The organism is Pseudomonas sp. EggHat1 (assembly GCF_014892995.1).
In the GTDB taxonomy this organism is placed as follows: domain Bacteria; phylum Pseudomonadota; class Gammaproteobacteria; order Pseudomonadales; family Pseudomonadaceae; genus Aquipseudomonas; species Aquipseudomonas chaetocerotis.
This window is the reverse complement of record NZ_JACKQK010000007.1, coordinates 118,265-130,366: the sequence shown is the minus strand read 5'-3', so window position 1 is coordinate 130,366 and position 12,102 is coordinate 118,265. Positions and strand designations below refer to the sequence as shown.

Below are 12,102 nucleotides of genomic sequence, written 5' to 3'. Positions count from 1 at the left end.
TAAGCCGTTGCCCTGGATCTTTGTAGGAGCCGGCTTGCCGGCGATTCGCCATAAAAAGCATCGCCAGCAAGCTGGCTCCTACAAAAACGCCCCTTCTACTGCACGTAAGAGAGGGTAATAAAAACTTATCTGACCAGCATCAGCTCATAGGCTCCCAAAGGAAGGCGCAGGCCTATGCGCCTTGGCCGTGAAAACAGCTGGGTGGCGCCATGCGCAGCACCACCCCACGTAGCCCGGATGCAATCCGGGACAACGCGTGTTACTCCCTCCCGAATTGCATCCGGGCTACGCCATCACGCCGCGCTGAAGCTCTTGTGCGGATCGATGACGAATTTCTTCGGCACGCCGGCATCGAACTCGCCGTAGCCACGCGGCGCATCGTCCAGGCTGATGACCTGCACACCGACCACTTCAGCGATGTTGATGCGATCCCACATGATCGCCTGCATCAGCGCGCGGTTGTACTTCATCACCGGCGTCTGACCGGTGTGGAAGCTGTGCGACTTGGCCCAACCGAGGCCGAAGCGAATGCTTAAGGAGCCGATCTTCGCCGCGGCATCCACCGCGCCCGGATCCTCGGTGACGTAGAGGCCGGGGATGCCGATCTTGCCGGCTACACGCACGACCCCCATCAGCGAGTTGAGCACAGTGGCCGGCGCCTCCTGCTGAGCGCCCGCATGGCCATGGCCACGCGCTTCGAAGCCCACGGCATCGACCGCGCAATCCACTTCCGGCTCGCCCAGCAGATCGGCGATCTGTTCATGCAACGGCGTGTCCTTGGACAGGTCGGCGATTTCGAATCCCTGGGCCTTGGCATGCGCCAGGCGCGTTGGGTTGACGTCACCGACGATGACGACGGCAGCACCCAGCAGCCGAGCCGAAGCGGCAGCGGCCAAACCGACCGGGCCGGCCCCCGCGACGTAAACGGTGGAGCCCGGGCCAACGCCCGCAGTGACCGCGCCGTGGTAGCCGGTGGGCAGGATGTCGGATAGGCAGGTCAGGTCGCGGATCTTCTCCATGGCCTTGTCGCGATCCGGCAACTTGAGCAGGTTGAAGTCGGCGTAAGGCACCAGCACGTACTCGGCCTGACCGCCGGTCCAATCGCCCATGTCGACGTAGCCGTAGGCGCCGCCGGCACGCGCCGGGTTGACGGTCAGGCACACGCCGGTGTGCTGCTCCTTGCAGGAGCGGCAACGGCCGCAAGCGACGTTGAAGGGCACGGACACCAGATCACCGATCTGCAAACGCTCGACGTCGCGGCCCTTCTCGATCACCTCGCCGGTGATCTCGTGGCCCAGCACCAGGCCGACCTGGGCAGTGGTACGGCCACGCACCATGTGCTGGTCGGAGCCGCAGATGTTGGTGGAAACGACTTTGAGGATGACCCCGTGCTCGATCTTCTTGCCGCGCGGGTCCTGCATTTTCGGGTAGTCGATCTTCTGTACTTCGACCTTGCCCGTACCGAGATAAACCACACCACGATTACCAGACATGCGTAACTCTCCTTTCTTGTTGTGGACACAAGACGCGACCGACGGGTCGCGCGGCCTTGCACTGGAGCTTGTTGCGTCTGTTGCCGGTCACCGCCGGTAAAGCCTGGCAGGGCGGATTCCGTAGGGTGGGCCGAGCGGCGATCCGCTTTAGCCCACCAATAACTTTCTTCGTTGCGCCTGGTGGGCTAAAGCCCACCCTACAAGTGGCATCGTTACCGTAGGGTGGGCTTTAGCTCACCAATATTCGGGTTGGCGATGCGTTCAGGCGTTGAGCACCACCGTACGGTTGGCGTTGAGGAACACACGGCGGTCGATGTGATAACCGACGGCGCGGGCCAGGGTCAGGCATTCGATGTCGCGGCCCTTGGCGATGAGGTCTTCCGGGTAATGCGCGTGATCCACCGCCTCTACGCCCTGGGCGATGATCGGCCCCTCGTCGAGGTCGTTGTTGATGTAGTGCGCCGTGGCGCCGACCAGCTTGACGCCCTTCTGGTAGGCCTGGTGGTAGGGCTTGGCGCCCTTGAAACCCGGCAGCAGCGAGTGGTGAATGTTGATCGCCCAGCCGTCCAGCTTGCGACACAGCTCGGGCGACAGCACCTGCATGTAGCGGGCGAGCACCACCAGCTCCGCACCGGTGTCCTCGATCACCTTCATTACCTTGCGCTCTTGCGCCGGCTTGTCGGCTGGATCGAGCGGGAAATGGTGATAGGGAATGTCATGCCAACGCGCCAGCGGTTCCAGGTCGGGATGGTTGGAAACCACCGCCACCACGTCCATGGCCAACTGACCGATGCGCTGGCGATAGAGCAGATCGTTGAGGCAGTGGTCGGCCTTGGACACCATCAGCAGCACCTTGGCCCGGTAGCCCGGCGGAGTCAGCTCTACCTGCATGCCGAAGGGCGCCAGACGCTCGGCTACACCGGCGCGAAAGGCAGCCTCGTCGAAATCCTGCGGCTGGCGGAACTCGACGCGAATGAAGAAGCGCGACGACAGTCGATCATCGAAGCTGTGATGCTCGGTGACGTAGCAGCGCTGCTCGAAGAGAAAGCGCGTCACCGCGTCCACGGTGCCGAGCACGCTCGGACAATGGGCGGTGAGAATCCAGGTGTCAGGGGTGCGACTCATAACAAACTCCTATGATTTTCACCCCTCTCCCTTGGGAGAGGGGCCGGGGGTGAGGGCTATCCGACACAACGCGGTCTGCCTTCCCCTCACCCCTCTCCCCCGGGAGAGGGAGCCGTTCGTGGCTACATCTGATCCTGCCGTCAGTCCCGCGGTGGACGAAAAAAGCGTCGTCCACCCTACGAAAAAACTCCATTGCTGTTCACCCCTCTCCCTCCGGGAGAGGGGGCTGTTCGTGGCTGCTTGTGAGACCGACGCCAAGCACGCGGCGTAGCGACCTACCCTTCCCTCACTCCAACCCTCGGCTTTGGCATCCTGCTTCGCCCTACCTCCTGCATCCATGCAGTCGTCTCCCGGAGGGAGAGGGGGCTGTCCGCGTATGCCTCAGGTTCAGCTTCAGGCCTCGACCGCCAACCCATACTCGGCGCTGGCGTCCTGCAGCCACAGCCAGAAGTAGTCGGCGAAGCTGCGGCGGATCACCAGCTCCCAGGTTTCCTCGCCGGTGTGGCGGATCACCAGCTGAGACTTGGCGAAAACCGTGCCTACCGCCTTGCCGACCGGGAAGTTGCTCGGATGCACGTCGTAGCTGGTGGACTTCATCAGCAGCTCGCGCACCTTGGGCCCGGACAGCTCCAGCAGGGTCTGCCCGCCGCTCACGTTAACCACCGAGAAATGCTGACCGTCCAGCGCCGTGCGCAGCTTGCGCTCGACCTCGAACTCGCTGCCGCCAGGCACGATCAGCAGCCACTCGTCCGGGCCCAGCCACTGCAGCGAGGTGTCGCCGTCGGCGACCAGGGTCAGCGCCACCGGCAGCTCCAGGCCCAGGGCCTTGTGCACACCGCCGGAGAAACCGGCGTCCTTGGCATCCCCACGAATGACCAGATGCCCACGCAGTTTCTTCTCGCGCAGAGTGATGCCGGCGTTCTTGCGGCCCTTGCCGACCAGCTCATGCAGGCCGGCGTGATGCAGCGGCGACTGCCCGGCGATGTCGGCGGGACGTTGTTGGTAGACGTTGACGTTAGACATTCTGGCGATCCCCTTTCGGGTCATAGAACACGGAGCTGCAGATTTCGGCTTCGATCAGACTGCCATCGGCCAGCGGCGCGAATACGCGCTCGCCCATGCGCTTGAGGCCACCCTTGACCACCGCCATGGCGAAGCTGTAGCCCATGGCCGCGCTCATGTAGCTGGAGGTGACGTGGCCGACCATCTGCATCGGGATCGACTGTTTCGGGTCGAACACCAGTTGCGCACCTTCCGGCAGCACCTGATTCGGATCGACCGGTTTCAGCCCGACCAGTTGCTTGCGGTCTTCGCGCAAGCAGTCGTCACGGTTCATGCCGCGCTTGCCGATCCAGGAGAACGGTTTAGTGCGGCCGACGCACCAGCCCATGTTGAGATCGTCCGGGGTTACCGAGGCGTCGGTGTCCTGACCGACGATGATGAAGCCCTTCTCCGCACGCAGCACGTGCATGGTCTCGGTGCCGTAAGGGGTCAGGTCGAATTCCTTGCCCGCCTCGATGATCTGTTCCCACACGCCCAGGGCGTAGTCGGCCTGCACGTTGACTTCGTAGCTCAGCTCACCGGTGAAGGAGATGCGGAACACCCGCGCCGGCACGCCGCCGACCAGGCCTTCCTTCCAGCTCATGAAGGGGAAGGCGTCCTTGTCCAGGTCGATGTCGGTGACCTTGGCCAGCAGCTTGCGGCTGTTGGGGCCGGACAGGGTCATGGTCGCCCAGTGGTCGGTGACCGAGGTGAAGTACACCTTCAGCTCCGGCCATTCGGTCTGGTGGTAGATCTCCAGCCACTCCATCACCCGCGCCGCGCCGCCAGTGGTGGTGGTCATGACGAAATGGTTGTCGGCCAGGCAGGCGGTAACGCCGTCATCGAAGACCATGCCGTCTTCTTTGCACATCAGACCGTAGCGCGCCTTGCCCACGTCCAGCTTGGTCCAGGCGTTGGTGTAGACGCGGTTGAGGAACTCGCGCGCGTCCGGGCCCTGGATGTCGATCTTGCCCAGGGTGGAGGCATCGAGGATGCCCACGCTGTTGCGCACAGCCAGGCACTCACGGGCCACGGCGGCGTGCAGATCCTCGCCATTTTTCGGGAAGTACCAGGGGCGCTTCCACTGGCCGACGTCCTCGAACTCGGCGCCGCTCTTCACGTGCCAGGCCTGCATCGCGGTGTAGCGCTTGGCATCGAACAGTTCGCCACAATGACGACCTGCCACGGCGCCGAAAGTCACCGGCGTGTAGTTCGGGCGGAACATGGTGGTGCCCATCTGCACGATGCTGATGCCCATCGAACGCGCGGCGATGGCCAGGCCGTTGATGTTGCCCAGCTTGCCCTGGTCAGTGCCGAAGCCCAGTGCGGTGTAGCGCTTGACGTGCTCGACCGACTCGAAGCCTTCACGCGTCGCCAGCTCGATACCGGCCGCGGTGACGTCGTTCTGCAGGTCGACGAACTGCTTGGGGGCACGTGCCGTGGACTTGTCGTGCGGCACCTGGAACAGCGCCAGCATCGGTTCTTCCTGACGCACCTCGGCCTGTGGCAGGCTGCCACTGACGGCCTTGTAGCCGGTATCGGCAGCCGCCTTGGCGCCCGCCTCGAAGCCATTGGCAAGCACGTCGCCGAGGGCGAACACGCCATTCACCGCACCGGCGTCGATGCGCTGCTGGATGCCGTTGCCCGGCCCCGGCACGAAGCCGAGGATGTCTTCGCGCCACTCGGGACGACCGCCCAGGTGCGAGGCCAGGTGCACCACCGGGCTGTAGCCGCCGGAGCTGACGATCAGGTCGCAGTCCAGTACTTCGCCGGGGCTGGTGACCTTGTGCGCCTTCGCATCGATGGCGCAGATACGCGCACCGGTCACCCGCTTGCTACCGCGTGCCTCGACCACTGCGCTGCCGGTGAGGATGCGCACACCACGCGCACGCGCTTCCTCGACCCAGCTGCCACGCGGGTTGCTGCGCGCATCGGCCACCGCCACGACCTTGCGCCCGGCATCGAGCCAGTCGAGCACCACGCGGTAGGCGTAATCGTTGTTGGTCGACAGCACCAGTTCCTGCCCTGGCGCCACGCCGTAACGACGCACGTAGGTGGACACGGCGCCGGCCAGCATGTTGCCGGGCACATCGTTATTGGCGTACACCAGCGGCCGCTCATGGGCACCACTGGCCAGCACCACGCGCTTGGCACGCACGCGGTGCATGCGCTGACGGGCCTGCCCCATCGGCGCGATTTCACCGAGGTGATCGGTCAGGCGCTGATGGATGGTGAGGAAGTTGTGGTCGTGATAGCCGTTGACCGTGGCGCGTGGCAGCAAGGTCACTTCCGGCATTGCCTGCAACTCGGCGATGGCCTGCGCCACCCAGTCGGCGGCGGGCTTGCCGTCGAGGGTTTCGCGGGTGTCGAGCAGGCTGCCGCCGAACTCTTCCTGTTCATCGGCGAGGATCACCCGCGCGCCGCTACGGCCAGCAGACAGCGCGGCGGCGAGACCGGCAGGGCCGGCGCCGACGATCAGCACATCGCAGTGCTGGTTGAGCTGGTCGTAGATGTCCGGGTCGACTTCGGTGGGCGAGCGACCTAAGCCTGCGGCCTTGCGGATGTACTTCTCATAGGTCATCCACAGGTTCTGCGGATACATGAAGGTCTTGTAGTAGAACCCGGGCGGCATCATGCCGCCGCCGACCTTGCCGAGGATGCCCATCAGATCGGTATTGACGCTCGGCCAGCCGTTGGTGCTGTTGGCCACCAGACCGCTGTACAGCGCCTGCTGGGTGGCGCGCACGTTGGGGATCTGCGCGGCCTCGGTGGAGCCGATCTGCAGCACGGCGTTGGGCTCTTCCGCGCCCGCAGCGACGATGCCGCGTGGGCGCGAGTACTTGAAGCTGCGGCCGACGATGTCGACGCCGTTGGCCAGCAGCGCGGCGGCCAGGCTGTCGCCAGCGTAGCCCTGGTAGTCCTGGCCATTGAAGGTGAAGCTCAGCGCCTGGCTACGGTCGATGCGACCACCCTTGGCAAGACGATTGACCTGGCTCATGCCGTTACTCCTTCTGCCACGGCTTGCTTGTCGGTGGCCCCGGTTGCGGTGACCGAAGGCTTCTCGCCGACCTTGTAGGTCTCGAGGATCTCGTAGGTCACGGTGTGGCGGGTGACGTTGAAATACTTGCGGCAACCGGCCGCGTGCACCCACAGCTCGTGGTGGATACCGCGCGGGTTGTCACGGAAGAACATGTATTCGCCCCACTCTGCATCCGTGCAGGCATCAGGATCGAGAGGGCGGGCGATGTGCGCCTGGCCCTTGGCATGGAATTCCTCTTCGGAGCGCAGTTCGCCACAGTAAGGGCAGAAGATGTGCAGCATGCTCGGTACCTCCAGAAAATCTTCAAACCCGCTCGTATAACCATGCGGGACAAGCTTGTCTCCCCTCTCCCCCTGGGAGAGGGGCCGGGGGTGAGGGAGTGAGGGGACCGCGATCAGTCGAACCACCCTCTCCCGCCCTTCGGGCACCCTCTCCCGGAGGGAGAGGGTCATCAGATGTCGCGCTGCGCGCGAACTTTTAATGAGCCACGGCAGCAGCGCCGTGCTCGTCGATCAGTGCGCCGGTATGGAAACGGTCGATGGAGAACGGCTTGGCCAGCGGGTGCATTTCGCCCTTGGCCAGGCTGGCGGCGAACACGTGACCCGAACCCGGCGTGGCCTTGAAGCCACCGGTACCCCAACCGCAGTTGAAGAACAGGTTGTCCACCGGAGTCTTGGAGATGATCGGGCAGGCATCGGGGCTGGTATCGACGATGCCGCCCCACTGACGGTTCATGCGCACGCGCGAGAGCACCGGGAACATCTCGACGATGGCCTGCAGGGTGTGTTCGATGGTGCCGTAGGAGCCGCGCTGGCCGTAGCCGTTGTAACCGTCGATGCCGGCACCGATGACCAGGTCGCCCTTGTCCGACTGACTGATGTAACCGTGCACGGCGTTGGACATGATCACGCTGTCGATGATCGGCTTGATCGGCTCGGATACCAGCGCCTGCAGCGGGTGCGATTCCAGCGGCAGACGGAAGCCAGCGAGCCCCGCCATGTGCCCCGAATTGCCGGCGGTGACCACACCGACACGCTTGGCACCAATGAAGCCCTTGTTGGTCTCGACGCCGATCACCGCACCGTTCTGCTTGCGGAAACCGGTCACCTCGGTGTTCTGGATCAGGTCAACGCCCAGGGCATCGGCGGCACGCGCGTAGCCCCAGGCCACGGCGTCATGACGGGCGACGCCGCCGCGACGCTGCACGGTGGAGCCCATCACCGGATAACGGGTGTTCTTGCTGCAGTCGAGGTAGGGAATCTCCTCGGCCACCTGCTTGGCATCCAGCAACTCGCCATCCACGCCGTTGAGGCGGTTGGCGCTGACGCGGCGCTCGGCGTCGCGCATGTCCTGCAGGGTGTGGCAGAGGTTGTAGACGCCACGCTGGGAGAACATGACGTTGTAGTTGATGTCCTGCGACAGCCCTTCCCACAGCTTCATGGCGTGCTCGTAGAGCTGCGCGGACTCGTCCCACAGGTAGTTGGACCGCACGATGGTGGTGTTGCGCGCGGTGTTGCCGCCACCGAGCCAGCCCTTCTCGACCACGGCGACGTTCTTCACGCCAAATTCCTTGGCCAGGTAATAGGCCGTGGCCAGGCCGTGGCCGCCACCGCCGACGATGACCACGTCGTACACCGGCTTGGGCGTCGGGTTGCGCCACATGCGCTGCCAGTTCTCATGGTGGCTGAACGAGTGCTTGAACAGGCCGAAGCCGGAATAACGTTGCATGAAGATGCTCCTTGAATCTGTTCTCGAACGCCTGACCTGTAGGAGCCAGCGCAGAAGGCTTTAGCGATAAACCGGGTAATCCGCGCACAGCCCGGCCACCAGTTTGGCCACCTGCGCCTCGACGTCGGCATCGCCGAGGTGATCGAGGATGTCGCAGATCCAACCGGCCAGCGCCTCGCACTGGGCGACCTTGAAGCCACGGGTGGTGACCGCCGGCGTACCGATGCGGATGCCCGAGGTGACGAAGGGCGATTGCGGATCGTTGGGCACGGCGTTCTTGTTCACGGTGATGCCGGCACGGCCGAGGGCGGCGTCGGCCTCCTTGCCGGTCAGGCCCTGTTTGATCAGGCTGAGCAGGAACAGATGGTTGTCGGTGCCGCCGGAGACCACCTCGTAGCCGCGCTCGATGAACACCCGCGCCATGGCCTGGGCGTTGTCGATGACCTGCTGCTGGTAGGCCTTGAACTCGGGCTCCATGGCTTCCTTGAAGCACACCGCCTTGGCCGCAATGACGTGCATCAGCGGCCCACCCTGGGCACCCGGGAACACCGCAGAGTTGAGTTTCTTCTCGATTTCTTCGTTCTTGCGCGCCAGGATCAGGCCGCCACGCGGACCGCGCAGGGTCTTGTGCGTAGTGGTGGTGACCACGTCGGCGAAGGGAATCGGGTTCGGGTACAGACCGGCGGCGACCAGACCGGCAACGTGGGCCATGTCGACGAACAGCAGCGCCCCGACCTTGTCGGCGATGGCGCGAAAACGCGGGAAATCCAGGGTCTTGGAATAGGCGGAGAAGCCGGCGACGATGATCTTCGGCTTGTGCTCGACGGCCAGGCGCTCGACCTCGTGATAGTCGATCAACCCGGTGGCGGTATCCAGACCGTATTGCACAGCGTTGTACAGTTTGCCCGAGGACGACACCTTGGCGCCGTGGGTCAGGTGGCCGCCGTGGGCCAGGCTCATGCCAAGGATGGTGTCGCCAGCGTTGAGCAACGCCAGGTAGACAGCGCTGTTGGCCGAGGAACCGGAGTGCGGCTGGACGTTGGCGTAGTCGGCGCCGAACAGGGCCTTGGCGCGGTCGATGGCGAGCTGCTCGACCTTGTCGACGTACTCGCAGCCACCGTAATAGCGCTTGCCCGGATAACCTTCGGCGTACTTGTTGGTCAGGCCGCTGCCCTGCGCTTCCATCACACGCTGGCTGCAGTAGTTTTCCGAGGCGATCAGCTCGATGTGCTCTTCCTGACGGCGTTCTTCCTGATCGATCGCCGCGAGCAACTCGTCGTCGTAACCCTGAATCTGATCCTGCTTGCTGAACATCTCGACTCTCCTGCGGCGCCTGTGGGCGGCGGTCGTGGACGGGCGGGCCGGCAAGGCCCTGTGCAGCGATGGTAGGGCCGCCCCTGCCCCCTCAAATGCCTGCCAACGCCGCGAGAGCATTCGTTTGCGACATGCCCTTGTCGCAATCAGGCGCGTCGGGATCAGTTCGTTGTTTTGCGCACAAATAACGGGGATCAAGCTGTGGATAAACCGTGCATAGCACGCGTCGCCTCAGCACCCGCAAGGGTTTCCGGGCAAAGGTCATTTCCTGATCGATATCAAGCAGTTAACAACGCAGAGCATGCACAGAAAGCGTGGACTAGCCTGTGGAAAAGCTGTCAGCAGATGCCTGCAGGCCCTGTACGCGCTGAGTTCTGGAGCGCTGCTCGCTATCCGTACGCCCAGGCAGGCAGCCTGGCTTATCCACCAGCGACAGAGGCGAGAGAGGGGGAACGACTGGGGATATGCACAGAAGATGTGGATGAAACTGTGCATAGGCTGTTCGACCAGGGCTCGCGGCCAGCGCTGCCGCGGCCTGCCGGAAACGGATAAAAAACGAACAGGATCAAGGAGATAGATCAGGCTTGTGCACAAATACTGTGGGCGCTGCTGTGCACTGCCTGTGGACACTCGGCGCCAGGCCAGAGCCTGCGGGGCTCCGGCGCCAGCGCGCGCTATTTGCTCAACAAAGCATCATGGCTTGAGCTTGCCACTGCAGCTGCTGGACGCATTCACCAGGCGCTGCTGCATGGCAGGGTCGGGTGGAGATTGGCGGCTCATGGCCTGCAATTCAGCTTCGCTGAATTCCTGACTGACCTTGGTCGCAGCGCAGTCGCAATACGCTCGCAGCTGTGGCTCCTCGTAGCCTGCCGGTGCGCCAGCGATGCACTGCTGAACGAACTCGGTCTTGGCGTTATCCGACCACTCGGCGGCGGAAACGGGCAGCGCCACGGCCAGCGGCAGGGCAAGGGCGAGCAGGTGACGATAAGTCATAGGAAACTCCTTCTCTTGATTGCGGAGGGCGGATCGACTGCCGCCCTCTGGTAGGTGTGAACCCTGCAGCAAGCCTCAAGTTCCATCCCCGAGCCGAACGGTGGGCCACGAACCGACTCAGCAGTACGCTTCAGCGCAACAACTCGTCGCCGCGACGGACGCCTGACAAACATCCTCAGGGTAAAGTGAGCGCTTTGTCGGCAGACCCGCCGGCAGGTTTTTCAGAAGGAACGCGCCAATGCCCGACAATGCCCAGCAATTCGCCAGTGACAACTACTCCGGCATCTGTCCCGAAGCCTGGGCCGCCATGGCCGAGGCCAACCAGGGCCACCAGCGCGCCTATGGCGATGACGAGTGGACCGCGCGCGCTGCCGACCACTTCCGCCGTCTGTTCGAGACCGACTGCGAAGTGTTCTTTGCCTTCAACGGCACCGCCGCCAACTCCCTGGCCCTGGCTTCGTTGTGCCAGAGCTATCACAGCGTGATCTGCTCGGAAACCGCCCACGTCGAGACCGACGAATGCGGCGCGCCGGAGTTCTTCTCCAACGGCTCCAAGCTGCTGCTGGCCAACACCGACAATGGCAAGCTGACGCCGCAAGCGATCCGCGAAATCGCCCTCAAGCGCCAGGACATCCACTACCCGAAGCCGCGCGTGGTCACCCTCACCCAGGCCACCGAAGTCGGCACCGTGTACCGCCCGGAAGAAGTCCGCGCCATCAGCCAGACCTGCAAGGAGCTGAATCTCAACCTGCACATGGACGGCGCGCGCTTCTCCAATGCCTGCGCCTTCCTTGGCTGCAGCCCGGCGGAGCTGACCTGGAAGGCTGGCGTCGATGTGTTGTGCTTCGGCGGCACCAAGAATGGCATGGCGGTGGGTGAAGCCATTGTCTTCTTCAACAAGGATCTGGCCGAAGACTTCGACTACCGCTGCAAGCAGGCCGGCCAGTTGGCCTCGAAGATGCGCTACCTGTCGGCCCCCTGGGTCGGCATCCTGCAGGACGATGCCTGGCTGAAATACGCCAACCATGCCAACCGCTGCGCGCAGTTGCTCGCCGAACTGGTGGCCGATGTACCCGGCGTCAGCCTGATGTTCCCCGTGGAAGCCAACGGCGTGTTCCTGCAACTGTCGGAGCCGGCCATCGCCGCTCTCACCGCCCGCGGCTGGCGTTTCTACACCTTCATCGGCGCCGGTGGCGCGCGCTTCATGTGCAGTTGGGATACCGACGAAGCCCGCGTGCGCCAGCTGGCCGCCGATATCCGTGAAGTGATGAGCGCCTGAGTCCGGCAGCCCTGAAGTAGCCCGGATTTCATCCGGGCTACAGACCCGTAGGGTGCGCTGCGCGCACCAGCGCCCTGCGAGCCAACGTG

General features: G+C 64.0%; 9 protein-coding genes. 1 reads left to right on the top strand and 8 read right to left on the bottom strand.

Going from position 1 to position 12,102, the window contains the following annotated elements; all coding sequences use genetic code 11:
- Positions 1 to 293: 293 nt before the first annotated feature.
- The 8 genes from fdhA to INS93_RS13205 form a co-directional block, all read right to left on the bottom strand.
- Positions 294 to 1,493, bottom strand: coding sequence for a formaldehyde dehydrogenase, glutathione-independent (gene fdhA / locus INS93_RS13240; RefSeq protein ID WP_160020018.1), 1,200 nt, complete (start codon positions 1,491 to 1,493; stop codon positions 294 to 296).
- A 261-nt stretch (positions 1,494 to 1,754) separates the two neighbouring features.
- The gene (gene purU / locus INS93_RS13235) at positions 1,755 to 2,618 is read right to left on the bottom strand and encodes a formyltetrahydrofolate deformylase (RefSeq protein WP_192982638.1); all 864 of its coding nucleotides are present in this window, start codon (positions 2,616 to 2,618) and stop codon (positions 1,755 to 1,757) included.
- A 393-nt stretch (positions 2,619 to 3,011) separates the two neighbouring features.
- A complete protein-coding gene (locus INS93_RS13230) occupies positions 3,012 to 3,641 on the bottom strand; it encodes a sarcosine oxidase subunit gamma (RefSeq protein ID WP_192982635.1) in 630 nt (209 codons plus the stop codon).
- The gene (locus INS93_RS13225) at positions 3,634 to 6,657 is read right to left on the bottom strand and encodes a sarcosine oxidase subunit alpha (RefSeq protein ID WP_192982633.1); all 3,024 of its coding nucleotides are present in this window, start codon (positions 6,655 to 6,657) and stop codon (positions 3,634 to 3,636) included. The genes INS93_RS13230 and INS93_RS13225 overlap by 8 nt, the downstream gene beginning before the upstream one ends.
- A complete protein-coding gene (locus INS93_RS13220; RefSeq protein WP_160020022.1) occupies positions 6,654 to 6,980 on the bottom strand; it encodes a sarcosine oxidase subunit delta in 327 nt (108 codons plus the stop codon). The genes INS93_RS13225 and INS93_RS13220 overlap by 4 nt, the downstream gene beginning before the upstream one ends.
- Positions 6,981 to 7,176: 196 nt before the next feature.
- On the bottom strand, positions 7,177 to 8,427 hold the full coding sequence (locus INS93_RS13215; RefSeq protein WP_021490391.1) for a sarcosine oxidase subunit beta family protein: 1,251 nt from the start codon (positions 8,425 to 8,427) through the stop codon (positions 7,177 to 7,179).
- 60 nt (positions 8,428 to 8,487) lie between these two features.
- Positions 8,488 to 9,741 carry a serine hydroxymethyltransferase gene (gene glyA / locus INS93_RS13210; protein WP_192982631.1) on the bottom strand — a complete coding sequence of 418 codons (1,254 nt, stop codon included), beginning with the start codon at positions 9,739 to 9,741 and terminating at the stop codon, positions 8,488 to 8,490.
- A gap of 693 nt (positions 9,742 to 10,434) precedes the next feature.
- A complete protein-coding gene (locus INS93_RS13205; protein ID WP_192982629.1) occupies positions 10,435 to 10,734 on the bottom strand; it encodes a hypothetical protein in 300 nt (99 codons plus the stop codon).
- A 238-nt stretch (positions 10,735 to 10,972) separates the two neighbouring features.
- On the opposite strand from INS93_RS13205, the gene INS93_RS13200 reads away from it, so the two are divergent.
- The gene (locus INS93_RS13200) at positions 10,973 to 12,013 is read left to right on the top strand and encodes a low specificity L-threonine aldolase (RefSeq protein WP_192982627.1); all 1,041 of its coding nucleotides are present in this window, start codon (positions 10,973 to 10,975) and stop codon (positions 12,011 to 12,013) included.
- Positions 12,014 to 12,102: the final 89 nt, after the last annotated feature.